This window comes from Hoeflea prorocentri (genome assembly GCF_027944115.1).
Lineage (GTDB): Bacteria > Pseudomonadota > Alphaproteobacteria > Rhizobiales > Rhizobiaceae > Hoeflea_A > Hoeflea_A prorocentri.
This window is the reverse complement of record NZ_JAPJZI010000001.1, coordinates 3,606,470-3,633,231: the sequence shown is the minus strand read 5'-3', so window position 1 is coordinate 3,633,231 and position 26,762 is coordinate 3,606,470. Positions and strand designations below refer to the sequence as shown.

Below are 26,762 nucleotides of genomic sequence, written 5' to 3'. Positions count from 1 at the left end.
AATTCTGACTATCCTGCCCGCAATCTAGGATTCGATTGAGGGTATGACAGTGTTCAGAACAATGACGTGCGCGGCCGCGCTTGCGGCCATAGCCAGCAGCGCCCTGGCAGCCGATATGGGGCGGCCGGCAATATCCCCCGCTCTGCCGGGCGCGCCTCTGCCTCAGCAGCATGTCATGGGCTACGTTGAAGGTGTCTACACCTATGGGCAGACCGACGGCGCATTTGGCGATCAGAACATCGGAACGATCCGCGGCGCGATCAATGTGCCGACGGCGGAAGGTTTCAACCTGCAGGTCGACGGGCGTTACAGCCACGAAGCGTCGGAAGGTTTTCACCACGATGTGGTGGGCGGAGCGCTGCACGGGTATCTCCGCGGCCCGGTTTATGCCGTCGGCGTCTTTGTCGATGGCGATTATGTCACCGGAACCGGCAACACGTTTCACGGCTATATGGGCGGTTTGGAGGGCGCTTATTTCCTCGACAATATCACGCTGCTTGCAGCCGCCGCCGTTGGCCAGTCCGTCACACCCACCAATGACAGCACAGACTATTTTGCGAAAATCGGCGCGCGGGCCTATGCCAGTGACAATCTGCGCTTCGACCTGGAGGGCGGTGCCAAATGGGTCGAGCTTGCGGGTGGACGCAGGGACAAGCTTTTTGTCGAGGCCGCGGCAAACTACCGGCTGACCGCAATGCCGGTCACGATGTTTGCAGGCTATCGCTACGATCAGCTTCAAAAGGGTCTCAACGGCTTTACCGGCGATACCGACAGCAATCACTATTTTGCCGGCCTTCGCTACAGCTTCGGTTCACAATCTTTGAAGGAAGAAGAGCGCGCCGGCCCGCTCTGGTAGGACGCTCTAAGCTTCTATTCGAAAACGCGTTCCGGGCGCTGGAGGAGTCTCCGGCGGCCCGGCAAAACACTGCGCATTCTCCATCCATTCGCGGGCAATCGGGCCTTCGATCGAAAGGTCCGTATCGGCGACGTTACGGGTCTGCGTGACCACCTGTGCGAAGGCCACAGCCGATCCGGCAATTCTGTTGGCGTTGCCGCTCTCGCCATATTCGGCGGTTGCTCCGGATGGCAGTGTCAGCGTCAGATGAGGCATCTCGTCCGGGACCGGCGCGCCTCGTACCTTGAAGGCCCAGCCAAATGTGTTGACGCCGAGCACGACGATATTGCGGATCCGGTCCCGCTCTTCCCGCTTGAAACCCAGAAGGTCGAATATCTCCTGTCCATGGGCCCAGGTTTCCATCTGCCGCGCGGTCATGGAGGACCGCACCGACATGTCGGGTCCGACCCATTTGACCCTTTGTTTCGGATCGAGGGCTTCCCAGCGTGCGCCCATGTCGCGATAAAGCGTCTGCCAGGCGTTGAGCAGGTCGGTCCCCCGCTCGGTGATCTCGCCATTTTCAAAACCGCGCAGGCTCGATCCGGCAAGCGCCTTCATCAGCCTGCCCGTCGCCGCCTCGAAGGCCGGTGGGTCGGTCAAGGCCTGATCGGCGCCGCGGTTCCAGAAATGCAGGTGGACCAGCACGTCGTTGATGGTCCAACCCTTGAACTGGGTCGGCTGTTCGAAATCCGCATCGGCAAGGCCGGTCAGGATGGCCGCCAGCGCCTCGCTCTCATCAAGAAAATCCCGAGCCTGTTCCATACTGGTACTCCCTGGCTTGTGTTTTCTAGAGATCTTCCGGTGTGATCTCGATCATCAGATCGCCGGAACCAAGCTGTTCGCCCATCGCTGCGCCGACGCGCTCGACAGTCCCGTCCACCGGCGCCGTGATCGGATGCTGCATTTTCATCGCCTCCAGAACGGCCAGTACCTCGCCTTTCGACACGTGCTGGCCTTCCGAAACGAGCAAGTCGACGACAAGGCCCGGCATGGGCGCAAGCACGCGGCCTCCGCCGCCTGCCATATCGTCCGTTTGTCCAGCCAGCGCGCGCTGAAAATAAAGACGCTGCGGGCCCACGGCCAAAGCAAGGTGCGTGTCGTGGACAACCGCGACCGCATCGACTGTCCGTCCGTTGATGCGCGCCCGCAAAGCAGGTCCGTCTTTCTCGGCGATCTCGACCGCGAATAGGTCATCGCCCACTGTGATGGACCACACATTTCGGCGGTTGAGTGCACTGACCTCGAATGTCCCGCTTTCGGTGGTTAGTTGTAGCGGGATCGGTGAAAGCGGCGCGCTTGACCAGCCAAGCTGCGACCGGCTGATATAGGCAGCGGTTTCGAAAGCGGCCTCGCGTTCGGCCTCCAGAAACAACGATGCCGCAAGCGCCACATTGTGACCGTTCGGTATATCGCCGCGGATGTCGTCTCCATAAGTCTCGGAAATGAATGCCGTTGTCGCCTCGCCATCCGCAAAGCTCGGCTGCCGCAAGACATTGGCCAAGAACCCGGTGTTCGTGGCCGGGCCGAGAAGCACCGTTTCTTCCACGGCCCTGAGCAGCCGCGCCCGTGCGACCTCGCGGTTCTCGCCCCAGGCGATGATCTTGGCAAGCATAGGGTCGTAATAGGGTGTGATCTCCTGGCCGTTCCTGATGCCGGCGTCGATGCGTATGCCTTCACCCGAGGCCGGACGCCATAAATCGACGGGACCCGTTGCCGGAAGAAACCCGCGTGCCGGATCCTCGGCATAAAGGCGGACTTCGATCGCATGCCCCTCCATTTTCAGGTCTGACTGCTCAAGCGGCAGGACCGAACCCTGTGCCACGGCAATCTGCATCGCCACCAGATCGAGCCCGGTGATCAGTTCAGTCACCGGATGCTCCACCTGAAGGCGGGTATTCATCTCAAGAAAGTAAAATGCGCCTGAAGCGTCGAGAAGGAACTCCACAGTGCCCGCGCCACGGTAGTCGACTGCCTTGGCGGCATGGACGGCCGCCGCACCCATTTCAGCTCGCAAGGGCGGTGTCAGCACCGGACAGGGCGCCTCTTCCACCACTTTCTGGTGGCGTCTTTGAACCGAACAATCCCGCTCGCCCAGATGAATGACGTTGCCATGGGCATCGGCAAAGATCTGAACCTCCACGTGCCGCGGCCGTTCGACAGCCTTTTCAATGATCAGTTCGTCGGAGCCGAAAGCACTTGCGGCTTCGGCCCGTGCCAGCGCCAGTGCTTCATCAAGCTGCGCTGCGTCATGAACAAGCCGCATGCCGCGTCCACCGCCGCCGGCTGCTGCCTTGACCATGACGGGGTAGCCGATCTCTTCGGCTGCATCGGCCAGCGCCGCATCGCTCTGATCTTCATCCTCATAGCCAGGCACGCAGGCAATACCCGCTTCCATCATGCGCCGGCGCGCTTCCGCTTTGTTGCCCATCAGATAGATCGCCTTTGCCGGCGGGCCGATGAACACGAGTCCGGCATTGTCGACGGCCTCGGCAAAGGCTTCGTTTTCCGACAGGAACCCGTAGCCTGGATGGATTGCGCCCGCACGCGATGCCTGTGCGGCTTCGATAATGCGGTCGGAGCGCAGATAGCTCTCGCCCACCGGTGCCGGGCCGATCATCACCGCCTCGTCGGCCATCGCCGTATGCGGAGCACCGCGGTCGGCCTCCGAATAGACGGCTATGGTTCTCAGTCCCAGACTGCGGGCGGTCCGGATGATGCGGCATGCGATTTCGCCGCGATTGGCAATGAGGATCGAGTCGAATGCCACGGTGCTCAGCCCTCCGCCCAGTTCGGCTTGCGCTTTTCAAGAAAACTCGCAACGCCCTCGCGCGCTTCGTCAGACATCATGCGTTCGGCGAAACTGTCGGCCGCCATCTCTGCCTGATCCTTGCGCGCCAGATGCGGCAGCGTCAGGATGAGACGCTTGGTTTCCGCGACCGCCCCTGGCGCACAGCGCCTGACCTGTTGCCTGATGCCGTCAATCGCGGCGGTCATGTCCTCTGGCCCGGAGACGATCATGTCGACAAGACCAGCGGTCTCGGCTTCTTTTGCATCGAGCATGGACGCAAGCAGCATCAGCTTGCGGCCTTCGCGCGGCCCCAGCCGCTTCAGGACGAACGGCGCGATCTGCGCCGGTGTAAGGCCGATGGTGGTCTCTGTGAGTGCGAAACGGGCCTGATCGTCCGCGAGGACAACATCGCCGACACAGGCAAGGCCGAAACCGCCGGCCATCGCCGCGCCTTCGACGGCCATGACGGTGCATTGCGGAAGTGTATTCACGCTGTCGAAGAGTGACGCGGCTTGAAGGCTCATACGGACGATGTCGTCACGATCGCCGCCACCCTGGAAGGCGGATTTGAAGCTTTTCAGGTCGCCGCCTGCGCAAAACACCCCGCCTCGACCGCGAAAGGTGACCCCGCGCACGCTGCGGTCGTCCCTGATCGCATCGCACACAGCCTGAATGTCATCAATGCGCTTCGCAGTTAGAGGATTGCGTGATTTGGGTTCGTTGAACCACAGGGTCAGCCAGCCATCGTCAAGGTTGAGATCGAGCGCTGTTGTTGCGGGAAGTCCGGTCATCTCAGCCCTTACATACGTGCCACGCCGAAGGCGTTCGGCTGCAGTGTCCTGTTGCGCGCCTCCAGGCAGGTCTCGAGGCAGAAGCCAAGAACCTTGCGTGTGTCGCGCGGATCGATGACGCCGTGATCGAGACAGCGGCCGGACGTATAGAACGCATCCGACTGGCGGTCGAAATGCGCGGCGATCATCTTGTGCTGGCCGGCAAGCGCCTCCTCGTCAATCTCCTCGCCCTTCCTCTTGGCCGACATTCGCGCCACCATCGTCATCGTGCCGGCTGCCTGTTCGCCGCCCATCACGCCGGTCGTTGCATTTGGCCATGCGAAAAGGAAATCCGGCTCGAAAGCAACGCCGCTCATGCCGTAATTTCCGGCACCGAAACTCGCGCCGATATAAAGGGCGATCCGTGGCACACGCGTGTTGGCGACCGCCTGGATCATCTTTGATCCGTGCTTGATCATCCCTGCCTGCTCATATTCGGTGCCGACCATATATCCGGTCGTATTGTTAAGGAAAATGAGCGGCATCTCGGCCTGATCGCAAAGCTGGATGAACTGCGCGGCCTTGGTTGCGCCGTCCGGGTCGATCGGCCCGTTATTGCCGATAATGCCGCAGGCGATGCCGTGAATGGAGGCCTGCAGGCACACCGTGGAAACGCCGTAGCGCGCCTTGAAGCCCTCGAATTGCGACCCGTCGACAACACGCGCCGCGACCTCGCGCATATCATAGGGCGTGCGGTAATCGCAGGGAACGACACCGGCGAGTTCATCGGCATCGTAATGCGGTTCCTCGAAGCGGCGCTCGCGCGTCGGGGCAAGCCGTTTGTTCCAGTCCAGATGCCGAACGACATTGCGGGCGATTGCGATGCCATGGGCATCGTCGTCAGCAAGATATTCCACCAGCCCGGACTTGCTGGCATGCATTTCCGATCCACCAAGTTCGCGATCGTCCGCTTTTTCGCCGGTGGCGGCGTGCACAAGCGCTGCGCCGGCGAGCGCCGCCATACCATTGTTACGCACCCCGATCACATAGTCGGAAAGCCCCGGCATATAAGCGCCGCCAGCCGTTGACGGGCCGTGAAGCACCGTCACAGTCGGGATGCCGTCGGCGCTCAGCAGCGCCAGATTGCGGAACAACGCGCCACCCTGCGCCCAGCCCTCCACCTTGTATTCCATCAGATTGGCCCCGGCGCTTTCGACAAGGTGAAGCAGGGGAAGCCTGTGCCGCCGCGCCAGGGCTTGAATGGACAGAACCGCCGGAAGGCTCATCTTGCCCATCGCGCCGGCCTTGATGCCGCTATCGTCGACCCAGACCATGCAGCGCACGCCTGCAACGAATCCGACACCGACGATCAGAGACGATCCCGGAACGCTTTTTTCCGGATCGGAGCTGTCGACGAGATAACCGGCAAGAGAATGAAGCTGGACGAACGGCATGCCCGGATCAAGCAGCCGGGCGAGCCGTTCGCGCGGTGTGATCTGGCCGCGTTCCTCAAAACGCGTGCGCCGCTGTTCCGAAAGGGCAACGGCCCGCGCTTCCAGTTCGCGAAGCTGCTCGACCAGCGCCACCATATCAGCGCGGTTTGTCTTGAAGGTGTCCGATCCGGTGTCAATATTGCTGACAAACGCCATCAATGGTCCTCTTTGGCAATGCGATCGGCCAGGGCCGCGGGAAGCTCCACCGGCAGCGCCAGCAGGGTCTGGGCAAAGGCCTTTGCCTGCGCATCATTGCGCAGGCTCGCAACGCCGCCACCGCCCAGCGCATTGTGCATGAGAATATTCATGGCATGAATTCCCGGCAGAAAGAACCGCTCAACGCCGCCTTTAAGGTTCGGCGCAAAGGTCGCTGCGATGGTTTCTTCATCCAGGGCCCGCCAGATCCAGGGAAGAAATTCCGGCTGGCGCGCTATGACGCCGATATTCGCATCGTCGCCCTTATCGCCCGACCGCGCGAACGCCAGGTCTTCGAGACGGCACGATACCGGCTCATTTACGTCTTCTGAGATGGATATGGCGGGACGGGCGGGAGCATTGTCCTCACGCCGGGCGGGAATGGCGACATCGCTTGCAATATCCCGCCCGTCCAGATGAATACTGACCGGGACTTTGTCTGCGTCGATCAGGAAGGAAAAAAGCCGGACCACAGGCGAGGGACGCGGGCGGCCCGCGCCGGTGAAAAAATGCAGCCCCGGCGGCGTTGCGAGCGCCGTGCCTGTCATTTCCTTCAGGAACAAACCGACGGCCCGTGCATCCGCGTGGCGCACCGCGGCTTTTACGCTGATTTCTTCCGTACGGCCGTTTTTCGGCACGCCGCCGAAGAGTTCGACGGATGTCTCGGCAAAGTCCGGCGCGCCCAGCCTTTCAAGCGTCCCGCGTGTGCGTTTCAGCGCTGCATTGACAAAGGCAACGGCCTTTTCACGCGCGTTGCGGCCATTGAACTGCAGGACCTGGCCCGCCCGGTACCCGTCCATATGGGTGGCAGACACCTTGAGCCGTCCGGTCGGAGGACGGCCTTTTACTCCGGCAACGTGCACCCGGTCGGCTGCGGTTTGCGTCAGCGTCACCTCCGAGAAATCGCAGATCACATCCGGCAGCACATAGCCCTGCGGATCGCCGATTTCGTAAAGCATCTGTTCGCCGACCGATCCGGGTGAAACGATCCCTGTTGTCGCTGCCGGCTTGACGATGTCGAACGTGCCGTCGGCTTCAACCTCGGCGATCGGATAGCCGATGTCGGCAAGGTCGCCCGACTGCTCCCAATCGGTGAAATTGCCACCTGTTGCCTGCGGTCCGCACTCCAATAAATGGCCTGCGAGTGAACCGGCCGCCAGCAAGTCATGATCGTCAGGCGACCAGCCGAAATGGTGCATGCAGGCGGCAAGCGCCAATGCACTGTCGGCGCAGCGGCCTGTAATTACGATATCAGCGCCGGCATCGAGAGCGGCGACGACGGGAAGCGCTCCAAGGTAGGCATTGACCGAGGCGACGGACTTTGCTGCTGGAAACGGCACGCCGGTAAACATTTCCCGGGACTCGGCAAACATCTCCGCCCGGTCCATCAGGTCGTCACCCTCGACAACGGCTATTTTCAGATCAACGCCTGCCTTGTCGATCGCCGCACGGAGCGCATCGGCACAGGCCGCCGGATTGACCCCGCCGGCATTGGAAAGCACCTTGACGCCCCTGTCTGAAAGGGCGCCGATATGGGGCGCTATCGCATCGCTGACGAAATCGTTGGCGAACCCGAGCGAAGGGTCTTTCAGACGCGCCCGCGCCATGATCGACATGGTGATCTCGGCTAGATAGTCATAGACAAGGTACTGAAGGCCTGGATGGGTCAGCAACTGTCCGGTCGCATGCGGTGCTTCTCCCCAGAAACCGCTAGCTCCGCCGATGATCAGTGGCTTGTTCGCCATATATCCTCCGCGCCGGTCATTATAACAGACCGAACATTCTGTTTCTAAAATCTTGCTCAGCCGCCTGTCAAGACGATATAAGAGCGCGCAAACAGCTTCGAGGAAAGTCCTGCATGCCACAAACAGCGGTGGAGGATCGGCCGGTCAAGGTCACGAAGAAGCAGATGAAAGCCGAAGCGATGAAGCGGCGCATCTGTTCGGCCGTCGTCGCGTGTCTGGACGAGTGTGGATATGCCGAAATCTCGATAAACAGGATACAGGAGCGTGCCAGCGTCTCACGCGGCGCGTTGACCCATCATTTTCCGACCAAGCAGGCGCTTGTCGCAGAGACCTGCATGCGCCTGCTGCATGCCGCAATGCGGCCGGTCCATGCGGTCAGGGATGACGGCGAAAGCCGCCCGGTTGCCGCCGACGACCTGCTGACCGGATCCTGGAACGACATCGTCAACACGCCTGAGGGCCGGGCCTTCGTGGAAATTCTCGTGGCATGCCGTACGGACAGGGATTTGTACAACGTTCTGTGCGAAGACCTGCTGGCCTGGGATGCCGAGAGCGCTGCGGCCGTCAGCGAACTTTATCGCGGATCCGGCGCCGACGAGGACGACGCCGCGCTTTTGTGGAGCATCTGTCGCACCTTCCTGCGCGGGCTGTTGATGCATGAGCGCTTTGTTTCCGATCCGGCCTATCTCAATCGCATGATGGATCGGTTCGCCGATATCATGAATGCCCATCTCCTGGTGCGCGATCAGGTGTGACGCCGCCACACGCTCGGCTTATTGCCGGGGCACGGTGGTGCATGTTCAGCAAGCACAGGATTAAGCCATGGCAGATGATCTGCAACAGGAACGCGATTCCTTTGCCCGTATGATGGCCGCCGCGGGCGGCGCCGACGATCCGCGTTTCGAAGCGGCTGTTCGTGCGGTCCCGCGGGAGGCTTTTTTGGGGCCGCCGCCCTGGCGGATCGTGGCAATCGGGCGGCAAAGCGATCCGCTGGTCGACGATCCGCGATGTCTCTACCGGAACGTGCTGATATCGCTCGATGAATCTCTCAGGATCAATAATGGCGAGCCGTATTTGCATGCGCGCTGGATTGTCCGCGCCGATCCGAAGGCCGGAGACTTGGTCACGCATATTGGTGCTGGAACGGGTTATTATTCGGCAATTCTCGCGCGGCTGGTTTCGCCCGGCGGGCATGTTGACGCCATTGAGATTGAGCAACATCTGGCGCGTGCCGCGGCGGAAAACCTCCGCGGATATGAGAATGTTTCCGTGAGGGCGGACAACGCGGTGGTGGCATCACTGTCACCCTCCGATGTGATCTATGTGAATGCGGGTGTGGTGGAACCGCCCCTCAATTGGCTCGACGCCTTTAAGGATGGCGGGCGGATGATCCTGCCCTGGTGTCCATGGGAAGGCTGGGGCGTGGCGCTTCTGGTGCGTGCGCGGGGCGGCCGATTGAATACCGAGCCCTTTATGCCGGTCGGGTTCATTCCCTGTCAGGACGCAAGCGACGTCGGGGAGGGCGCGCAGCTACCGGGTCGTGACACGATCTGGTCGGTGCGCTCCATCCGTCGCACCAGCAAGGAGCAGCCTGATAAAACGGCCGTCGCCAGCTTCAAGAACGTTTGGTTTTCAAGCGAACCCGCATAAACAAAAAAACCCCGCAAGAAGCGGGGCCTTTTGCCGAATGATCGGGCGATCTCAGTTCTGCAGCACTTCATTGCCGCCGAGACCGATCTTGCAGCTTGCCTTGAGCGGGACCCAATTGCTGAGCTGGCCGAAATTCGGCGCGGATGCCCGGTACTGCGCATCGATCGGCTGATGGATCGACAGTGTGCGCGAATAGGTGCCCATAAACTTGCCATTACCGGTTGCCTTGGTTTCGACCATGTAAGGCCCGGCAACATTGCCGCCATTGCGTGCGATGTAGATCGGCACGGAGCCAGCCTTGTTGGTAAACACCCAGGCCGTCAGCTTTGCATCGGCCGGGCAGGTATTCGTGGCCGGTGATTTGATGCCCATCTGCAGTTTGGTGACTTTAAGCTTCGGCTGGCCGCCCTGCTGGAGATCCAGCGCTTGAGCGTTTCCTGCGATGGTTGCCAGTGCGACTGCTGCGATCAATGCGGTTTTCATAACGTTCCCCCGTCGGGTTGAAGTGTTGATGACGACCCTAACATGGCAAACCCGCTCTGAACCAATTTTGAACTCCGCGTTAAGCCGGCATTCATCTTGCCAGCCGTTTGTCCAAAGCCCTGCGCCAGCCTATAACGGCGCCGTCGTGCAGGCCTGTCTTACGGGGATCAAAGCGCTCTGCTAACGTCCTGACAAATCATCGCAACCGGTTGGAAATCCCATGGATACGCATACCAGACTGGAAAAGAAGGCACTGGCAGGGCTCGCCGACGAGGACCTCATCAACCGCCTTGAAACGCTCCAACCGGATGAGGCGGCAAGATTGCTGAGGAAACTGCCTGCCGCACGGCGCGGGGCGGTCCGCGCTAAGATCGCGGCCGACCGGCGCTCCGAGATCGGCCGCTTGGCCGACTATTCGGAGGAGGTTGCCGGCGGCCTCATGAATTCGCGTTATGCCGATGTCGAGCCCGATACGCTTTGCAGAGACGCCGTGCGGCAACTTGTTGCCGAGGACGAGGCGGAAACGATTTACGTTGCTTTCGTCGTTGATGGTGATCGTCGTCTCATCGGGCGCGTGGGGTTGCGGGAGCTGCTTTCGGCTCCCAGGGAGGCAGTTGTCCGCGATATCATGGCAAAGGCGGTTGATGCGCTCAATGTCGACATGCCTGCCGAGGTTGCCGCCCGCAGCGTCTCGCAAAGCGGGCTGTCTGTCCTGCCCGTGGTCGATGCCGCAGGCCGTTTGATCGGGATTGTTTCCCATGCGGACGCGTCGGCGCGGCTTGAGGAAGAGGCATCGGAGGATATGGAGCGGTTTGCCGCCGTGACCGGCGAGACGCAGGCGGACTATTTCAGCGTGCCCATCTGGCGCGATTTCCTGCGCCGCGCTCCCTGGATACTCAGCCTTGCTATTGTCGGTTTGCTTGCCGGTTACGTGGTCCATGTCTATGAAAATGCGCTCGATGCGCTGGTGATCCTGGCGCTCTATATGCCGATGGTCGCCGATACGGGCGGCAATGTCGGCACCCAGACATCGGGCCTCCTGATCCGATCCATTGCGATGGGCCGGGTGACCGTGGCGAGCGGGTTTCGGGTGCTCGGACGGGAAATCAGGGTGGCGATGATGCTGGCGGCAATGCTGTTTGCCTTTGCCTGGCTGAAGGTGATGTTCATTTCCAACAGCGCCGATGTTCCAACCGGGCTGACGCTCAACACAATCGCATTTGCCATCGGAGTCGCTATCGCCATACAGGTGATTACCTCCGCCCTGATCGGTGCCGTTTTGCCGCTTTTTGCGCTGACGATCCGTCAGGATCCGGCGGTGATGGCGGGCCCGGCGCTGACGACGATCGTCGATACGACGGGGTTGCTGATGTACTTTGTGATAACCACATCCATTCTTGGACTCTAGAGTATGGCCTTAAAACCGCACACAATGATGCATATCTCTAGCAGTACTGAACCCTGATGGGAGAGAACATGCGTAGCCTTTTTGCTGGACATCCGAACCGCCGGCGCGTCCTTGCCGGACTTTCCGTCGCGGTATCAGGCATGTTGCTGCCGTCCCGCCTGTTGGCCGCTGATGCAATCGGCGAGGTCACCGCGCTGACAGGAGAAGCGACTGCGGAGCGTGGCAAGGAGCCCGTTGCCCTGCGCATCGGCGCAGACGTTATGGTTCGCGATCTGATCAAGACCGGCAATCAGAGCTTCCTTGCGATGCGCTTAGGCGATGAAACGGATATGCGGCTTGGCGAGGATGCGGAATTGCTCATCGATGAATATCTTCTCGATATTGGCGGCACGTTCGACCTTTCCAATGGCGCGATGGTTTTCGACCGGCCCGAAAGCGCGCCCAAGACAGCAACGACCATCCGCACGGTGTTCGGCCAGCTCGGCGTGCGTGGAACACGGTTCTTTGCCGGTCCGAGCAATGGCGTGTTTGGCGTTTTTGTCGAGCGCGGCGCGCTGAGCGTGACGGCTGCAGGCGCAACGCAACTCCTTTCGTCCGGCGACGGAGTTGATATTCCAGCCCCCGGTGCGCCGGCGTCCGACATCATCCGCTGGTCGGATGAACGTATCGCGAGTGCTTTTGCCAGCGTGGAGCCGCGTTAGGCGTTGTCGGGTTTCAGGCGTATGCCGTAGGCATGGATCGTTCCGATCCCGCGCAACTCGATCTCGCCCATATCCTCAAAGTCTCCCGTGAGGCTCTTTCGTACGCCCGGGCCAAGCAGGATCGACGTTCCGAAACGTTTGTTGGCATCTTGAAGCCGGGCGGCCGTATTCACCGACGAGCCGAAGGCCGTGTAGTCGACGCGGTCCGCAACCCCGACATCGCCCAGCACCACATCGCCTGTTTCAATCCCGATGCGGGTGCGGCCGAAGCTCGCTTCCTTGGCGAAACCTTCTGAACGAAATTCCTCCGAGAAAGCAAGGATGTCGCGCGCGCACGACAGCGCCGCCTCTTCATGGTTTTCCAGATCGACGGGCGCATTGAACAGCGCATGGATGCCGTCGCCGATGGTTTTGTCGATCATCCCGCCATAGCCGATGATTATGCCCGTCAACCCTTCGAAATACCGGTCGAGAAGCTGGATCATATCCTGCGGGCTGACGCGTTCGGTCGTTGTGGTGAAGCCTTCCACATCGGTAAACATCGAGGTGGCGACACGCTGCTCGCCCTTCAGCTTCAAAAGATCGGGTTCGGCGACGAGCTTCTTGACCACCGCGCCCGGCAGCCTTTGTTCAAAGCGCTGGCGAATGACGGATTCAGCCCGCCTGACCGCCGAGAACTGAGCGGTGCTGGCAACGATGGCGCCGACAATCATCGAAAGGGCCGGTACGACCGGATCGAGCATCAGGTGCGCGCCGTGATAGAGAAAACTGTACAAGCCCAGCCAGCCCGCAACGGCTGCGAGCGTGAAGCCGGCCGCTGCGAGCGGCCGTGTCATGGCGCCGAGAAAAGCCAGACCGATTCCGATCACAATGGCGGCGCCGAGCGAAGCACTATCGCCCCACGCCGGTATCACCGGGCTGTTGCCGAGCAGAAGATTGGTGGCAAGGTCGGCCTGTATCTGCACGGACGGTTTGACCGGATCGCCGGGAACAGGGCGAAGGCCGCCCAGTTCAGCGGCGCTCGAGCCGACAAAGACAATCTTGCCTGAAAGGATGTCGGGCGGATGCTCGCCGCTCAATATGTCGGCTGCCACTATCGTACGGGCATTCTGTTGCGCCGACGATGAGTGGCGCAGCCGGACATCGCCGGCACTGTCGAGGCGCGCGGTAAGGTCACCGACACGCAGCATCGGAGGGTCGCCAAAAAGGATGAGCGCGCCGGTGCGCATAGCGAGGCGCAGCGCATCGACGCCAAGGGACGGGAAGGGCTGGTTGCCGACCGCCACCACCGCCGGGGCGGTGCGGATCCTGGCATCGAAACCGCCGGCAAGCGAAGCGGACGAGAGACCCGATGCCGCCTCGACAAGACGCGCGCAGGTGGTTTCGGCGCCCGCCGCTGTCCAGGCTTGCGGCAATCGTACATCCGGGCTGACGGCGACCGGGCTTTTCTGCGACGGCTCGGCAGACGGGTCGCTCGACAGCAGGAAGCCCATTGTTGCCGGGCGGGCTGCCAGGGCTGCCTGCAGGCGTGCGACATCGGGATCGAACTGCGAGCACGGCGGCTCCAGAACCAGATCGATAGCAACCACCGCCGGGTCGAGCCCATCGATGGCCTCGAACAGATCGGCAAGACGGCGTCGAGACAAACGCCTGCCATCGAAATCCCTCAGGCTGGCGCTGTCGATATCGACAACCACGATCCGGTCGGTTGACGATGCCGGCCAGAACCCAGCGATGGCGTCGGCCGCAGGCTGGTTCAGCCGCTCCCGGACTGACGGCGGCGCGGCCCATAGCAGCAGCGCAACAAGAAGCGCTGCCAGCCCGCCAAGCAGGCCGGACCGCACCTCGCGCCTGCCGATTTTGACGGGCCCGCTCAATGTCCTGATTTTCTCCTGTTGTTTGCCGCGGTCAGGCTAACCGAACCGCTCAAGGACCGCAATTTGCGTTCGTGTGTTCATGGTCTTTCGTCGTGATCGCCGTCCTTCAGCTTGTTGACGATCTTTTCAAGCACCTCCGTCGCCTTTTTGCGTTCGGATGCGGTCATGGCTTCCAGATCAACATCAATGGTCAGATTGTCGCTCCGCTCGCTGATATAGTCGGTACCCTCCGCATCATCGAAAAGCGCCAGATAGGATTTGACGGGGTAGGCGAAGCCTTTGATTTCCAGTGTTTCGTGTTCCCGGCACGGGATATCCTGGTGCACCAGGTTGCGCGTTTCCGCCGAGATCAGGATCGAGCCCGGCATCGCCGCGGTCTCCAGCCGCGATGCAAGGTTCACCGGACTGCCGATGATGGTGTAGTCCATGCGGTCCTCGCTGCCGAAATTGCCCACCGTGCAATAGCCGGTCGAGATGCCCATACGGCATTGCAGCTGCTCGGAAAGACCGGAGGCGGCCCATTTCGGCGCCAGTTCCTCAAGCCGTTTCTGCATGGCGATGGCCATGCGCACGCAGGCGAGAGCGTCTTCACGCAGCCCGCGCGAGACCGGGTCGCCGAAAAAGGCAATCACCGCATCCCCGACATATTTGTCGATGGTCGCACCGTGCTCCAGCGCGATCTGCGACATTTCCGTCAGATATTCGTTGAGAAGATTTGACAGGTCTTCGGCCTCCATCCGGTCGGCCTTTTCGGTAAAGCCTTCAAGGTCGGAGAAGAAGACGGTGAGCTTTTTGCGTTCGCTGGCAACAGTTGCGGCCTGCTGGCCGGAGAAGATCGACTGGTAGATCTGCGGCGACAGATATTTCGACAATTGCCCGGATAGATCTTCGAGCGCCTTGGACTTGGCCGCCAGTTCGTTTTCCCGCTCCTTCAGCTCGGTGATGTCGGAATAAACGGCGACAATCCCGCCCTCGGCGGTCTGGCGCTCGCTGACCATGATCCACATGCCGTTCGACCGTTTCATCAGATGCGGTTGGCCGGGATTGCGATGCACGGCAAGGCGCTCGCGCAGCCACTCCTCTTCACGGCCCCGCGCCTCCTCGATCAATCCCTCATCAAGCGACATGCGTACGATCTCTTCGAACGTCATGCCCGGCTCAACGCGGTCGGCGATTTCGGGATGCACCAGCTCGCCATATTTGTCGTTGCAGACGACAAGCTGGTCCTCGCCGTTATAGAGCGAAAACCCTTCCGATATGCTCTCGATGGCATCGTGGAGACGCCGCCTTGCGGTCTCGATCTCGCGCAGGTTCGACTCTTGAACCTCGATTGTGATATCGCGGAAGACTTCCAGCGCCCGGGCCATCCGGCCAATCTCGTCACGCCGCTCAAGGCCCGGAATGGCAACATCCGTGTCGCCGGCGGCAAGCCTCGACATGGTGTTTGTGGTTTGCTCGATCGGGCGCACCAGCCGCGGTCCGACAAAGAGGATGAGCATCAGGATTGCAAAGCCGACGCTTGCCACCGAGATCGCGGCGATAGCGGTGTGCCCGCCGCCGATAATGTCCCGCGCCCTTGCTGCGGTCTGCCGGCTTTCATCCTCCGCGGCCTGTACGAGCTCCGCCACTGCAGACGAAATGGCCGCCGACTGAATGCGTATGTCGCCAAGTGCGGCTTGCGCCGTCTCGGCCTGCTGCAACTGAGTGCGCTTGAGCTCGAAGATATTGTCTGTCCCAAGGCCGGATCCCGTCAGGATTGATATGTTTTGCTGCAATACCGTTCGGTCAATGGTTGCGGGAACGAGGGGAAGGGTCCTCTCAAGCCGCTCGGAAACGGCGCGAAACCGCTCCGCCATGGGCGTCAGAAGAGCGAGATCGGATGTGTCGGCCACCTCCCGCAAAATACCAACCGCCAGATTGCCGTCCGCCTGCAGCGTCAGGAGATGCAGAAGCGACATCACGCCCGTGTCGATCAGTTCCGACAGGTCCTGTCCATTGCTGCCCGACCCGCCGGTGGCGCTCTGCTCACCCTCGATCACAACCTCGAAGACGGCGTCGTCTATCAACGGTTCCAATGCGTCGAGAAGGGCGGTGTGGGTCTTGTCGAGAACGGCGCTGCGTTCGTTGATGGATGCCGCCCGGTTGAGCTGGTCCTCCACGGCCCGGTCGGCAATTTCGATCTGCCGGGCGATATTGTCCGCCGCTTCCGACAGGCGCGCGGCAGCAGAGAGAGCGACCTGCTCATGCGTCCATTGGCTGACGAGATCGCGCAGGCGGGAACCGTCACCGTCCAGCCTGTCGCGCCGCCGTACGCGCTCGTTCTGTGTTCGGCTGGCGGTGATCGTCGGCGCGAAGGCCGTGATATCGGCTCCGACATCGGCGATTTGTGTTGCCAGAGTGATTTCAGGAATACTGTGTTCGGTTATCTCGACAACCGTGTGCTCGATCTGCTCAAAGATCAGCCAGGCGACAGCGCCCACAAGGGCAGTCATCGCTGTCATAGCGATAAACGCGAGGGAGAGTTGCGGCTTTATGCCGAAGCGCGTCGCCGGCATACCGGCAAGCGCATCCGTTGTCCCGGCATTGTCACTCATAATCCGGCATCCAGGGCGACAAAGCTGCCGTCTTCGCCGATCGCCGTCAGGAAGACGCGGTCGGAGCCCTGATTGTCACCTGGGCCGAATTCCAGAACCATGCCATCTATGTCGAATGTGGCAGGCGATTTGAAGAGATCGAGAAAAGCGCTTCGTGTCGGCTGCGGTCCGAGCCGGCGCAGCGCCTCGGCAACCAGCCTTCCGGCGATATAACCTTCAAGCGTGACAAAACCTGCCTCGGCCTGCGGATTGGCTGCAGTCAGCGCGTCGAGGAAGTTTTTGGCAAGGGGGAGGGTACGGTCGTCAAACAGCGGTACGACTTGCGAAACGACGACCGCATGATCATTCGGATGGAGTTCCGCGGCCAGCGCCTTGCTGCCGACAAAAGACAGCGCCGCGAATGTCGGCTCGAAGCCGATTTGTGCAGCCGTCTTGATGAATACAGCGGCGGGCTCGTATGGCCCGACAATGATGACGGCTTCCGGTTGTGAACGGCGGATAGAAAGCAGCGCGCGCTTGACGGCGGTAGTGTTGCGCCGGAACGTTTCTTCCGAAACCGGCGCCATATCCCGCCGCTTCAGCGCCTCGCGCACCCCATTCAGCCCGACCCGCCCGAACGTGTCGTCCTGGTAGAGGACGGCGATGCGGCTCATATGCTCGCTACCGGTCAGATATCCGATCAGCGCTTCAGCCTCCTGAGCGTAGGAGGCGCGCAGGTTGATGGCAGTGATAAGGGCGGGATCACGCAGGAACGAGGCGCCGGTAAAGGGCGCAACGAAGGGAATGCCCGCCTTCTCCGAAAGCGGGTGGGCGGCGCGCGATGTCGGCGTGCCGACCTCTCCGATCAGTGCGAAGACCGCGTCGTCGTCGATCAGCTTTTTCGTGTTGGCGATTGCCTGTTCCGGCTCATAGCCGTCATCATACCCGATAAGCCGGATATGTCGGCCATGAATGCCGCCCGACCGGTTGACCGCTTTGAAGGCGGCGTTCAGTCCGTCCCGGAACGCGGTTCCGAGCGAGGCGGCCGGGCCGTTGAAGGCCGCCGATTGGCCGAGAACGATCCGGTCTGAATGAACGCCGGTTTCCGCCCGGCTGTCTGCGGAGGAAACAAAGCCGATCGAGAGTGCTGCAAGCAGGATGCGAAATGGACCGCGCAGAACGTCCCTCCGGTCGATGAGGCGGAAGGTCGAGCCTGTGACGAACCGCCGGTTGAGTCGCCGGTTCATATTAAGCCCGCATGTGCGAATAATGGCAAGCGCCCTTGATTTCAGGCATTCGGTGGCTTCCGGGACAAGGCTCCGGAAGCCGGTTGTATGGAGGATCAGGCGTGAGCGCTGTAGAGACGTCGGTTGAAAAGCCGGCTGTCCTTCAGATTATCCCAGTTCTTGGCGATGGCGAGAATGCCAAGGTCAAGCACCGGCTCAAGGATGATCACGCTCATATAGGCGATACCGAAGGTTCCGATCTGCGCCAGGTTCTCCGCTCCGAAGCCGCCGCCGTAGAAAGCCCAGAAGGCGACCCAGACAACGATGCCGCCCTGATAGGTGGTCGAAAGCGCGAGCGCCTGTTTGTAGGAAACGTCTTTGTAAGCCGTGTGCGACGGAATGATCTTCCTGGCCAGAAGGCTGACGGCAAAGAGAGGCAAGACCAGCGTCGTCAGGTTCATGCCGTATTGCGGCAGGTCGAATGGCGCGAAGAAAACGCCCTGCGCCAGAAGGCCGAGGGCAAGGCCGATCGCTGCCGGGCCGGCGCCGAAGACCAGGTAGAGTGTTGCGCCGAGAATAAAGTGAACCTCCGAAACCCCGACGGGGAAATGCGGGAAGATCTCAAAGAAGCTGAAGACCAGCACGGTCGTCGCCACGCTGCGTATGGCCAGCGCCGCTACGCCTCCATTGGACTTTACGTCGTCAAAGGCCATTTTCAGCATCAGGCCGCCTGCGCCGGCGGCGGTGGCGTAGCTCAAGGCCAGTTTGGCGCCGTCAACGACGCCCGGTTCAATATGCATGGTCTTTCCTTTCCTGCACCCTTCGTGCATTGCCGACGCAGCTGTGCTGCGCCTGTTCAGGTTATTCGGGCAGGTCTCCTGACTCGCGCTTCATCGCCTGGACTTCCGCCTTCCCGGGCTTCCCCAGTGGCATAGTGGAAGCGGCTCGCGCTCACAGTTGCGAGGGCAGTCACGGATCAGGCCCGCATTTGGTCGTCCCTACCGTGTTCCCATTTAATCCGGCGGGCTTTGCCCGCCTGGAACCCGAATGCCGATTGTTACAGCCACATCCGAGGCCGGGCAATGCCGTTTGCGACCTCGATGGTGAATATTTACGGCGTGTCGGGCAGGAAATAGGTGACGCGGGCCGGATGGAAGAAATCTTGGGCGTTGCCGGCGATTTGGTCTCATTCCACCATGAATTTCGAACTGAAGGGCAGGCTCGCGGCACCTATGGCTTTGGGGGAGACTTCCAGTGAGCCGGCAATGGCACGAATGCCATCCATCCGGTCTTCCAGCCGTTTTGATATTTTCTCGCAAATATCTTTGGGCGCATAAGATGACAGTACGATTGTGGTTACAGGCACAAACTGAGATAGCGCGGTCATGGACTGCTCGAGTTGTGAAACGCATGTGTCGAACCAGTCGGCCTCGACTGTTCCGAAATCTGGCCACAGGGCGCCTCTCTCCCAAAGCGCGCTGGTGTCTAAGCCGTTTTCCTCAAGACGTTTCTGAAGATAGAGCAGCCCGACGTCGTGGCTCTGGATGGCGTTGCTGTTGAATATCTGGTGATTGAGAACCAGCCGATTGTGAAGTCGAGCCCCCAGATAGCAGAACAGGTAATCTGTCAAGGGCTTGGCTGCGCCAAATAAGCTCTCGCCGCCGGCCGCTGCCGATATGTCGTTTTGAACGTAGACTTCAACACCTAAATCAGCCTCGATCTCGGAACCCAGAGTTTCATATCTTTCCGCGGCTCCATAAGGCGCCAGGTTCAACTCGTATCGATCTTCAGGAATAGCCAATCCAACGCCTGCAATCCTTTCGCGATTGCTGGGAAGCGCCTGAATGGCTGCACGGACCGTTTCCAGGAATTGCGTGTGGTTGCTGCCTTCCGTCCTGGAAGAGTTGGGAATTGTGGTGTGGAACTTCACAGCCCCGACGAAATCGATCAGCACAACGTCAGTTTGCCGATGGCCCAGACTTATGCCGACGGAATAGGCACCTTTCGCATTCAGCGACAAGGGAATAGCCGGTGGGCCGACACGGCCTTTCTGCGCTTTTCCCTTTTTGACGAGGCCTTCTTGCTCGAGAGATCTGACGATAACAGAGACAGTTTGCGCAGATAGCCCTGTCCTTTGGCCAATTTCCATTCGCGATATGCCGTCATTCTGCAACAAGAGTGACAGGACAAGCCGTTCGTTATAACTGCGAACACTGATCGAGTTCAGACCACTGGAGCGGTCAGCGATACGCAATGGATTTGGAGGAGCGAACCGCATATCAGGCAAAATACACCTCCTGAACCGCATGTGGTCTCGTTATTGTCCGCATCTCAGCCATTGTCGACCCACCCGATTGCCACAATTTCCTGCGCCATGGAAACGCCGAGAGCCTTGTGTGCGTTGCCGCTTAGATGGAACCCGTCCTCAGGATCACATTCGATAATGGAACCTGCATCAAAATAGTGCACCTCAAGCGAGTCGGCCATGATCTCAAATTCAAGGGCCAGCCTGTGGCTCTTTTCCTGCGCGCCGGCGAAAATCGAACTCCACTCCTTGATATCGTCTTGCATCGGAGGAGGTGCAACGATCATGATCTCGGGAACATTGCCGCCGGGTCCCGGCGCCAACTCCTTGATGTCATGAATAAGACAACCCATTCCCATAGCCACCTCGGACGGCGGCTGCCCAAAGCGGGCCTTCAGGTCGTTTGTTCCGAGCATAACAACAACAACATCGAGTGGCGCGTGACTCATCATGCAGGGTCTGAGGTAAGTGCGCCCGTTTTTGATCGCGCCTTCGATAGGGTCGTCGTGAACGGTGGTGCGGCCACTCAAACCCTCTTCAATGACGTGCCAGCCGTCTCCCAATTCTCGTTGCAACACGCCCGGCCAACGCGTATCCAGGCCAAAACGATCCAGGGGGGTGCCTCCGGGTATCTGTCCGTGCGTATTTGAGTCGCCGTAACACAGAACTGTTCTCATCCTGTCTCCACTGTCAGAAATATCCTTCTTATTCAAGATATTAGCCTGTGATGGCCTGTTGAGTTTTATCTGCCTTACTGCGGTTGCCCGAGATGATCATTCGCGAAAGATGACATTGGATCAGCCTTCAGGCAAGTGAGGATAAATATTCATTCAACATGAATAAATGTTGACATGAGATGACTGCTTGTGTTTCCTGAAGGTCGGGAGGAAGACTTGAAGGTTCCGGCTGTTCCGGCGCGTGGGGCATTCGAAAGAATGCGGAATTTCGCCGCCTATACGAACGAAACCTCGGGTGCTGTTCTCCAGAATCATCGTCTGCGAAGCCGGCAGCCAAGCCGTTCGGAGTGCGTGTGTAAGGATCGAACTTGTCAATCCAGATGGAGGCAAACCCATGACGAAACTAGCCACAGCAATCACCGCTGGTGTGTTATTTGCCACAACAACTCTGACCTTTCCGGCCTTTGCCGAGGATGTGAAAATCATGGACGGCGTAACCGAGCGACCGGGCGACAATCCTGTTGTTCCTGCCGGTAAATTTCAGAAGCCGTGCGGCTGGAAAATCGGAATGAGCCATTTTGGCGTCAATGCGAACACCTGGACAGTGCAGGTTGCGCATGAATCGGAGGGCGCAGCGGCTGCCGTAGATTGTATTGAGAAATTTGTCTTGCTCGACGCCGGGTTTGATCAGAAGAAACAGGTTGCCGATATCGAGGATCTGATTGCGCAAGGCATGGACGCGATTATCGTGCAGCCAGTGACATCCACATCAGCCGACGCTTCCATTGAGAAGGCCGTGGCTGCGGGAATTCCGGTCGTTCTGCATACGGGACGCATTGAGAGCAACTCGTTTACAACCGAGATCCAGGGTGGGGCGGAGCACTTTGGAAAGGTTATGGGTGACTGGCTTGTCGATGCGGTTGGAAACGATGCCAAAATATGGGTTCTTCGCGGACTGGCCGGACACCCGGAGGACACAAATCGATACAACGGTCTCCTGCAGTCGCTTGAAGGTACCAATATCGAGATCCTAGTCGAGGAGCATGGTGACTGGCAATACGACAAGACCAAGAAGCTATGTGAAACGCTGTATCTGAACAATCCCAATGTCGATGGAATCTGGTCGTCGGGCGCGGATATGACACGCGCATGTGTCGATGTATTCAAGCAGTTTGGTGCAGATATCCCGCCAATCTCCGGTGAAGGCAATAACGGTTTCTTCGGTCAGTGGATTAAGGACGGATTTCAATCGATATCGGCTGAGTATTCGCCGGCTCAGGGGGCGGCCGGTGTTCGTGCCGCCGTTGCTCTGCTTGAAGGCAAGGAACTCAAGAAACACTACGATTACAATCCGGAAGGCTGGGACCTGGACAAGACCAGGCAATACTATCGCGATGATCTGTCGGCGAATGTTTGGTGGCCAACGGAACTGCCGGAAGAGAAATTGCAGGAACTCTACGGCAGGAATTAGTCTCTCCCAGGACCATGTCAGACCAACTTCTGTGGGGATGAATCCACACATCCCCACAGAACGTGTTGACGACTATCCGAATTGGCAGCCGCTGTGGTGGAGATAACGTGAAACCACTGATCGAAATGTTGAGAATCTCCAAAGCCTTCGGCGGAAGCGTTGTGCTTCGGGATGTTTCAATTGACCTTTACCCGGGTTCCATTCACGCACTGATGGGTGAAAACGGAGCTGGTAAATCGACGTTGATGAAGATGCTGGCGGGTGTACATCAACCGGACAGCGGTGAGATATACAAGAGCGGCAATGCGGTTGCTTTCGCCAATCCCAAAGAGGCGCTTGAATTCGGAATATCGACTGTCTTTCAGGAATTGTCCCTTCTGCCCAATCTGACCATCGCCGAAAACATGTTTCTCGGTCGCGAGCCTGTTACGCGTCTTGGATCGGTTGACTACGCGAGGATGAATGGAGAAACCGCGAGGGCATTGTCAGAGTTGGGACTGGATTTGAATCCCAACACGCTGGTCTCCGAACTCAGCATTGCTCAGCGTCAGTTCGTGGAGATATCTCATGGTATCAAAGCAGATGCCGACATCTTCATCCTCGATGAACCCACTGCGGCCCTCAATGCGGCTGACGTCGAAATTCTGAACAAACACATCCGCCGGCTCCGCGATTCAGGTAAGGCAATTGTCTACATCTCGCATCGCATGGACGAAATTTTTGACCTTTGCGACACGGTAACCGTCTTGAAAGACGGCGAACTGATGGCCACGCAGTCGCTTTCGGAAATGACTCCGGCATCACTTATCGCGATGATGGTGGGCAGAGAGTTGGAAGACCTTTTTCCGCCCCGTGCCGCGACCGTAGGGGAGCCGCTTCTTGAAGTTACCGATTTCAGAATTGCGACCGATTCACAACCTTTTTCCATTACCGTCGGTCGCGGTGAAATTGTCGCCATAGCGGGATTGGAAGGACAGGGGCAGCAGAAGTTCCTCCGCTCTCTTATCGGCCAGTTCGAACCTCATTCCGGCTTGGTGGCCGTAAAGGGCAAGAACGTCAGTCTCCCGCTAAACACGGAGAAGGCCATTCGTCAGATGCAGTCGTTGGGGGTCGGATTTGTTCCCGAAGACAGAAAGGACGAAGGCCTCTTTCTCAGGCTGACCATCGGCCACAATATCGCAATAGGTCTGCATAGCCGCAGGTCGGATTTCACCCTTGCCCACAGTTACCGGGACAAGGTCAGGGAGATGATTGCAAGCATGTCCGTTCGCGCGGCGGGACCGACCGAGTTGGTCGGTGCGTTATCCGGCGGCAACCAGCAGAAAGTTCTTCTGGCCCGGTATCTTGTGGCGCAGATGGACATCCTTCTGGTTGAAGAGCCGACGCGCGGCGTCGATATCGGGGCCAAATCCGAAATCTACAAATTATTGAGGGACTTCGCCGAAAGGGGCGGTGCGGTGGTCGTGCTGTCGCGGGAAACGATTGAACTCATTGGCCTGAGCGACCGCATTTACGTGGTTCATGACAATACCGTTGTCGCGGAGCTACCGGCCGCATCGGCCACTGAACACAGTATCCTGGACGCCGCCCTGAGCCGTTAAGTGCCCGTCTCGCCAACAAAGAACGCAGACATGAAAACAACACTCATCAGATTGATTAACGGACAGGACAGGCGGCAAGGCCGTTGGGTCTTCGCATTCTTGATCGCCTTGGCCATTGTTGTGTGGCTTGGATTGTCCACCGGGCAATTCCTCACAGCGGAGAATCTGCTTAACCTCGTGGCGCAGGCCATGCCGTTGATCATAACCGCCATCGGCATGATGCTGGTGGTTTTGGTCGGCGGCCTCGATCTGAGCGTCGGCTCGGTCATCAGTTTTACGACCGCCGTACTTGCGCTCGGTGCGCCCGGCATTGTTTCGATCCCCGGCGTCTTTATCCTCGCTGCCCTGATTGGTCTGGTCAATGGAATCGCGGTCACTCGCCTGAATGTCCATCCAATCATCGCGACACTGTCCATGTCTTACATTGTTCTTGGCATTACGCGGATTCTGCGTCCGGTGTCCGGCGGTGACGTTCCACAGGTGGTGATTGATGCCGTCGCCGGATCTTTTCTGGGCATTCCGCTTCCTGTTTTCTGGGGTGTCCTGACGATCCTGCTGGCCTGGAAAATAATCCACGGATCACGCTTCGGGCTGCACTTGTTTGCAATTGGCGGCGGCATTGCCTCGGGCACGGAGGATGCGGCCCGAAACTTCGGCGTAGCCGACAAACGCGACACTCTGCTTGCCTATGTCGGCTGTTCCTGTTTCGCTTCGCTTGCCGGTATCTTTCTGGCTGGCCGTATCGTTTCCGGTGATCCGAATGTCGGCCTGCTTTTCGAGTTGGACGCAATTACGGCGGTTGCGATTGGCGGCACTCAGTTGTCGGGCGGTGTCGGCAGTCTTCACGGGACAATCATCGGTGCCGTGGTTATGGCCCTGCTGGCCAACGGCATGAATCTCGCGAATATCTCTCCCTTTGTACAAACGGCGATTAAAGGAGCAATTCTTCTTCTCGTCGTCGGCCTTCAGTCGCGTAAGAAGATGGGGCTTTAGCATGGCGGTGCTGACAAACCATCCGATCTACAAGCGGATTTCGCGCATCCCTCCAGCATATTTCATTTTCATCGGACTGCTGGTCCTGCTGTGGATCGCCCGGCCGCACATGCTCAATGTCAATATCATGGGCATTTTTATAAGACAGGTCGTGCCTCTAGGCATCCTGGTACTCGGGCAATTGCTGGTCATCCGCGTCAATTCGATCGATCTTTCCGGCGCGGGCGTTCTGCTGCTGATTAACTTCTATATTTCGTCCGGAATGTTTGCGGGCGCTTCGCTGTCTTTCTTCATAGCCCTTTCCCTAGCAACAGGTTTGACCGTTGGTCTGCTGAACGGCTATCTGGTCGGCAAGCGACGCGTGTCGGCAGTGATCGCCACGCTTGCCGTGAACATTGTCCTGGTTGGAATCGTGCAGTTTCTGGCCAGCGGAAAGCCTCCGGGCGACGTGCCGTCGACCTTCAATGAGATCTACAATACCAAGGTCTGGTTGGTTCCGGCACCAGTCGTTTTCTGGATTGTACTAACAGCACTCATGTCGATTTTCCTGTCCCGTTTCGTCTTCGGCCGAAATGTTGTTTCCGTCGGTGCAAACCCTGTCGCTGCGCGGTTTTCAGGCGTGCCGGTCGAAAGGACCGTCATACTGTCCCATACCATTGCCGGCCTCATGACTGCCCTGGCTTCCCTGGTTCAAACGGCATCCATTGCCGTTGGCAGCGTCAGGGTTGGCCATGATCTGCCAATACTCGCCGTTGCGGCGACGATTCTGGGCGGCGTGGTCTTTGGCAGGGGCGAGGGCGGCGTCTGGGGCCCCTTCTTCGGGGTTTTATCTTTTGCGCTGCTGTTTGTCGTCATGACGACGTTCGGCATCGGAGAACCCGGAAAGCTGGTTGCTCAGGGCGTCATCATATTAGCCGCTGCTATCTTCTATGGCGTCAGAACCGCCGGATCGCAGTCTTAATCGCTCGATTGAAGGAGGAATTCATGTCCGACACAAAGTCCATTCTCTGCTTTGGAGATTCTCTCACATGGGGTTGGATTCCGGTCGTCGAAGGCGCGCCGACCTATCGTTACCCTTTCAAGGATCGGTGGACCGGTGCGATGGCCGGTCGTCTCGGCGACGGGTACTCCATCATAGAAGAGGGCTTGAGTGCGCGCACGACAAGCGCCGACGACCCCAACGAACCAAGGGTCAACGGCAGCGCCTATCTCCCGTCCGCCCTGGCCAGCCACCTGCCGCTTGATCTTGTAATCATCATGCTCGGCACCAATGACACCAAATCCTTCTTCAGGCGCACGCCCTATGAAATTGCCTACGGCATGTCGAAGCTGGTTGGCCAGGTGCTGACAAGCGGTGGAGGCATTGGGACACTTTATCCGGCGCCAAAATGCCTTGTCATCGCGCCTCCGCCGCTGACGCCCATGCCGCATCCCTATTTTCAAGGCATGTTCGGCGGGTCGCACGAAAAGTCAGCCGAGCTTGGCTCTCAATATGAAGCGATGGCCGACTTCCTGAAGGTCGAGTTTCTGAACGCGGGGGATGTCATCACAACAGATGGCTGCGACGGGATTCACTTCACCGCCGAAAATAATCACGATCTCGGTCGCGCCGTTGCTGCTAAGGTAAAGGACATATTCGCTCGGGAAACGGACGATGCCGGGTGAGCAGGGTTAAGCAGGCGTCCGGCCAAGGGCATGAACAATGCGGGACAAATCGCGAAGACAGTATATCATTATGCATAACTTCAGGAAGCTGCCCAAGGTTGGGCATATCCTGCTTTTTGTAGTCTTTTTTCTTGGCGTTTTCTTTGCCGCCTGGCTCGCTCAGCGGATGGGCCTTTGGCCCGAAAGCTGGTACGGGAATTTCGATGGTTATGGCCAGTAGCCTCAGCAGAAAACGTCCACGCGAAT

Annotated in this window: 22 protein-coding genes and 1 riboswitch; of the genes, 10 read left to right on the top strand and 12 right to left on the bottom strand. The window is 59.2% G+C overall.

Annotated elements, in window-relative coordinates; all coding sequences use genetic code 11:
- Nucleotides 1-43: 43 nt before the first annotated feature.
- The gene (locus tag OQ273_RS16995) at nt 44-856 is read left to right on the top strand and encodes a hypothetical protein (RefSeq protein ID WP_267991738.1); all 813 of its coding nucleotides are present in this window, start codon (nt 44-46) and stop codon (nt 854-856) included.
- A gap of 6 nt (nt 857-862) precedes the next feature.
- Here the strand turns inward: OQ273_RS16995 and OQ273_RS16990 are convergent, their stop codons facing one another.
- Genes OQ273_RS16990 through OQ273_RS16970 form a run of 5 tightly spaced genes read right to left on the bottom strand, consistent with a single transcriptional unit; the run spans nt 863 to nt 7,886 of the window.
- Nucleotides 863-1,657 carry a TIGR03084 family metal-binding protein gene (locus OQ273_RS16990; RefSeq protein WP_267991737.1) on the bottom strand — a complete coding sequence of 265 codons (795 nt, stop codon included), beginning with the start codon at nt 1,655-1,657 and terminating at the stop codon, nt 863-865.
- A gap of 25 nt (nt 1,658-1,682) precedes the next feature.
- A complete protein-coding gene (locus OQ273_RS16985) occupies nt 1,683-3,662 on the bottom strand; it encodes an acetyl-CoA carboxylase biotin carboxylase subunit (protein ID WP_267991735.1) in 1,980 nt (659 codons plus the stop codon).
- Nucleotides 3,663-3,667: 5 nt separating this feature from the next.
- Nucleotides 3,668-4,474, bottom strand: a complete 807-nt coding sequence (locus OQ273_RS16980) for an enoyl-CoA hydratase/isomerase family protein (RefSeq protein ID WP_267991734.1) — start codon at nt 4,472-4,474, stop codon at nt 3,668-3,670.
- 8 nt (nt 4,475-4,482) lie between these two features.
- Complete coding sequence (locus tag OQ273_RS16975; protein WP_267991732.1) at nt 4,483-6,102, bottom strand: acyl-CoA carboxylase subunit beta; 1,620 nt, start codon at nt 6,100-6,102, stop codon at nt 4,483-4,485.
- On the bottom strand, nt 6,102-7,886 hold the full coding sequence (locus OQ273_RS16970) for an acyclic terpene utilization AtuA family protein (protein ID WP_267991730.1): 1,785 nt from the start codon (nt 7,884-7,886) through the stop codon (nt 6,102-6,104). Before OQ273_RS16970 ends, OQ273_RS16975 begins: the two co-directional genes overlap by 1 nt.
- 113 nt (nt 7,887-7,999) lie before the next feature.
- On the opposite strand from OQ273_RS16970, the gene OQ273_RS16965 reads away from it, so the two are divergent.
- Both OQ273_RS16965 and OQ273_RS16960 read left to right on the top strand, forming a co-directional pair.
- On the top strand, nt 8,000-8,641 hold the full coding sequence (locus OQ273_RS16965; RefSeq protein ID WP_267991729.1) for a TetR/AcrR family transcriptional regulator: 642 nt from the start codon (nt 8,000-8,002) through the stop codon (nt 8,639-8,641).
- Between the two features lie 67 nt (nt 8,642-8,708).
- The gene (locus OQ273_RS16960) at nt 8,709-9,536 is read left to right on the top strand and encodes a protein-L-isoaspartate O-methyltransferase family protein (RefSeq protein ID WP_267991728.1); all 828 of its coding nucleotides are present in this window, start codon (nt 8,709-8,711) and stop codon (nt 9,534-9,536) included.
- Between the two features lie 51 nt (nt 9,537-9,587).
- On the opposite strand, the gene OQ273_RS16955 is transcribed toward OQ273_RS16960, so the two are convergent.
- Nucleotides 9,588-10,019, bottom strand: coding sequence for a hypothetical protein (locus OQ273_RS16955; RefSeq protein ID WP_267991727.1), 432 nt, complete (start codon nt 10,017-10,019; stop codon nt 9,588-9,590).
- A 220-nt stretch (nt 10,020-10,239) separates the two neighbouring features.
- Between OQ273_RS16955 and mgtE the strand changes: the two genes are divergently transcribed.
- Together mgtE and OQ273_RS16945 are read left to right on the top strand one after the other, a co-directional pair.
- Entirely contained in the window at nt 10,240-11,427 is a 1,188-nt protein-coding gene (mgtE, locus tag OQ273_RS16950; protein ID WP_267991726.1) for a magnesium transporter, read from the top strand.
- 68 nt (nt 11,428-11,495) lie between these two features.
- Nucleotides 11,496-12,128: a FecR family protein gene (locus OQ273_RS16945; protein WP_267991724.1), complete on the top strand. Its 633-nt coding sequence runs from the start codon at nt 11,496-11,498 to the stop codon at nt 12,126-12,128.
- Here OQ273_RS16945 and OQ273_RS16940 read toward each other — a convergent pair.
- The 6 genes from OQ273_RS16940 to OQ273_RS16915 all read right to left on the bottom strand — a co-directional run bounded on the left by OQ273_RS16940 (nt 12,125) and on the right by OQ273_RS16915 (nt 20,786).
- The gene (locus OQ273_RS16940) at nt 12,125-14,005 is read right to left on the bottom strand and encodes a CHASE2 domain-containing protein (RefSeq protein WP_267991722.1); all 1,881 of its coding nucleotides are present in this window, start codon (nt 14,003-14,005) and stop codon (nt 12,125-12,127) included. The genes OQ273_RS16945 and OQ273_RS16940 overlap by 4 nt on opposite strands.
- A gap of 77 nt (nt 14,006-14,082) precedes the next feature.
- Nucleotides 14,083-16,599 (bottom strand): adenylate/guanylate cyclase domain-containing protein, encoded by a 2,517-nt coding sequence (locus tag OQ273_RS16935; protein WP_267991721.1) that lies wholly within the window; start codon nt 16,597-16,599, stop codon nt 14,083-14,085.
- Nucleotides 16,596-17,825, bottom strand: coding sequence for an ABC transporter substrate-binding protein (locus tag OQ273_RS16930; RefSeq protein ID WP_267991719.1), 1,230 nt, complete (start codon nt 17,823-17,825; stop codon nt 16,596-16,598). Before OQ273_RS16930 ends, OQ273_RS16935 begins: the two co-directional genes overlap by 4 nt.
- A 95-nt stretch (nt 17,826-17,920) precedes the next feature.
- Nucleotides 17,921-18,604 (bottom strand): energy-coupling factor ABC transporter permease, encoded by a 684-nt coding sequence (locus OQ273_RS16925; RefSeq protein ID WP_267991717.1) that lies wholly within the window; start codon nt 18,602-18,604, stop codon nt 17,921-17,923.
- Nucleotides 18,605-18,655: 51 nt separating this feature from the next.
- Nucleotides 18,656-18,866: riboswitch (cobalamin riboswitch) on the bottom strand.
- 124 nt (nt 18,867-18,990) lie between these two features.
- Nucleotides 18,991-20,082, bottom strand: a complete 1,092-nt coding sequence (locus OQ273_RS16920) for an ROK family transcriptional regulator (RefSeq protein ID WP_267993124.1) — start codon at nt 20,080-20,082, stop codon at nt 18,991-18,993.
- 53 nt (nt 20,083-20,135) lie between these two features.
- Nucleotides 20,136-20,786 carry an SGNH/GDSL hydrolase family protein gene (locus tag OQ273_RS16915; RefSeq protein ID WP_267991716.1) on the bottom strand — a complete coding sequence of 217 codons (651 nt, stop codon included), beginning with the start codon at nt 20,784-20,786 and terminating at the stop codon, nt 20,136-20,138.
- A gap of 394 nt (nt 20,787-21,180) precedes the next feature.
- Here OQ273_RS16915 and OQ273_RS16910 point away from each other — a divergent pair, with 394 nt between their 5' ends.
- The 5 genes from OQ273_RS16910 (at nt 21,181) to OQ273_RS16890 (ending at nt 26,516) form a co-directional block, all read left to right on the top strand.
- Nucleotides 21,181-22,257, top strand: a complete 1,077-nt coding sequence (locus tag OQ273_RS16910; protein ID WP_267991715.1) for a substrate-binding domain-containing protein — start codon at nt 21,181-21,183, stop codon at nt 22,255-22,257.
- A gap of 107 nt (nt 22,258-22,364) precedes the next feature.
- Nucleotides 22,365-23,858: a sugar ABC transporter ATP-binding protein gene (locus OQ273_RS16905; RefSeq protein ID WP_267991713.1), complete on the top strand. Its 1,494-nt coding sequence runs from the start codon at nt 22,365-22,367 to the stop codon at nt 23,856-23,858.
- A gap of 30 nt (nt 23,859-23,888) precedes the next feature.
- Complete coding sequence (locus OQ273_RS16900; protein WP_267991711.1) at nt 23,889-24,851, top strand: ABC transporter permease; 963 nt, start codon at nt 23,889-23,891, stop codon at nt 24,849-24,851.
- Nucleotide 24,852: 1 nt separating this feature from the next.
- Nucleotides 24,853-25,812: an ABC transporter permease gene (locus tag OQ273_RS16895; RefSeq protein WP_267991710.1), complete on the top strand. Its 960-nt coding sequence runs from the start codon at nt 24,853-24,855 to the stop codon at nt 25,810-25,812.
- 23 nt (nt 25,813-25,835) lie between these two features.
- Nucleotides 25,836-26,516, top strand: coding sequence for an SGNH/GDSL hydrolase family protein (locus tag OQ273_RS16890; RefSeq protein ID WP_267991709.1), 681 nt, complete (start codon nt 25,836-25,838; stop codon nt 26,514-26,516).
- Nucleotides 26,517-26,762 lie beyond the last annotated feature (246 nt).

Coding starts and splice junctions, on each gene's coding strand:
- OQ273_RS16995 (WP_267991738.1), top strand. CDS start 44: ATGACAGTGTTCAGAACAATGACGTGCGCGGCCGCGCTTGCGGCCATA.
- OQ273_RS16990 (WP_267991737.1), bottom strand. CDS start 1,657: ATGGAACAGGCTCGGGATTTTCTTGATGAGAGCGAGGCGCTGGCGGCC.
- OQ273_RS16980 (WP_267991734.1), bottom strand. CDS start 4,474: ATGACCGGACTTCCCGCAACAACAGCGCTCGATCTCAACCTTGACGAT.
- OQ273_RS16975 (WP_267991732.1), bottom strand. CDS start 6,102: ATGGCGTTTGTCAGCAATATTGACACCGGATCGGACACCTTCAAGACA.
- OQ273_RS16970 (WP_267991730.1), bottom strand. CDS start 7,886: ATGGCGAACAAGCCACTGATCATCGGCGGAGCTAGCGGTTTCTGGGGA.
- OQ273_RS16965 (WP_267991729.1), top strand. CDS start 8,000: ATGCCACAAACAGCGGTGGAGGATCGGCCGGTCAAGGTCACGAAGAAG.
- OQ273_RS16960 (WP_267991728.1), top strand. CDS start 8,709: ATGGCAGATGATCTGCAACAGGAACGCGATTCCTTTGCCCGTATGATG.
- OQ273_RS16955 (WP_267991727.1), bottom strand. CDS start 10,019: ATGAAAACCGCATTGATCGCAGCAGTCGCACTGGCAACCATCGCAGGA.
- mgtE (WP_267991726.1), top strand. CDS start 10,240: ATGGATACGCATACCAGACTGGAAAAGAAGGCACTGGCAGGGCTCGCC.
- OQ273_RS16945 (WP_267991724.1), top strand. CDS start 11,496: ATGCGTAGCCTTTTTGCTGGACATCCGAACCGCCGGCGCGTCCTTGCC.
- OQ273_RS16935 (WP_267991721.1), bottom strand. CDS start 16,599: ATGAGTGACAATGCCGGGACAACGGATGCGCTTGCCGGTATGCCGGCG.
- OQ273_RS16930 (WP_267991719.1), bottom strand. CDS start 17,825: ATGAACCGGCGACTCAACCGGCGGTTCGTCACAGGCTCGACCTTCCGC.
- OQ273_RS16925 (WP_267991717.1), bottom strand. CDS start 18,604: ATGCATATTGAACCGGGCGTCGTTGACGGCGCCAAACTGGCCTTGAGC.
- OQ273_RS16920 (WP_267993124.1), bottom strand. CDS start 20,082: ATGCGGTTCGCTCCTCCAAATCCATTGCGTATCGCTGACCGCTCCAGT.
- OQ273_RS16915 (WP_267991716.1), bottom strand. CDS start 20,786: ATGAGAACAGTTCTGTGTTACGGCGACTCAAATACGCACGGACAGATA.
- OQ273_RS16910 (WP_267991715.1), top strand. CDS start 21,181: ATGACGAAACTAGCCACAGCAATCACCGCTGGTGTGTTATTTGCCACA.
- OQ273_RS16900 (WP_267991711.1), top strand. CDS start 23,889: ATGAAAACAACACTCATCAGATTGATTAACGGACAGGACAGGCGGCAA.
- OQ273_RS16895 (WP_267991710.1), top strand. CDS start 24,853: ATGGCGGTGCTGACAAACCATCCGATCTACAAGCGGATTTCGCGCATC.
- OQ273_RS16890 (WP_267991709.1), top strand. CDS start 25,836: ATGTCCGACACAAAGTCCATTCTCTGCTTTGGAGATTCTCTCACATGG.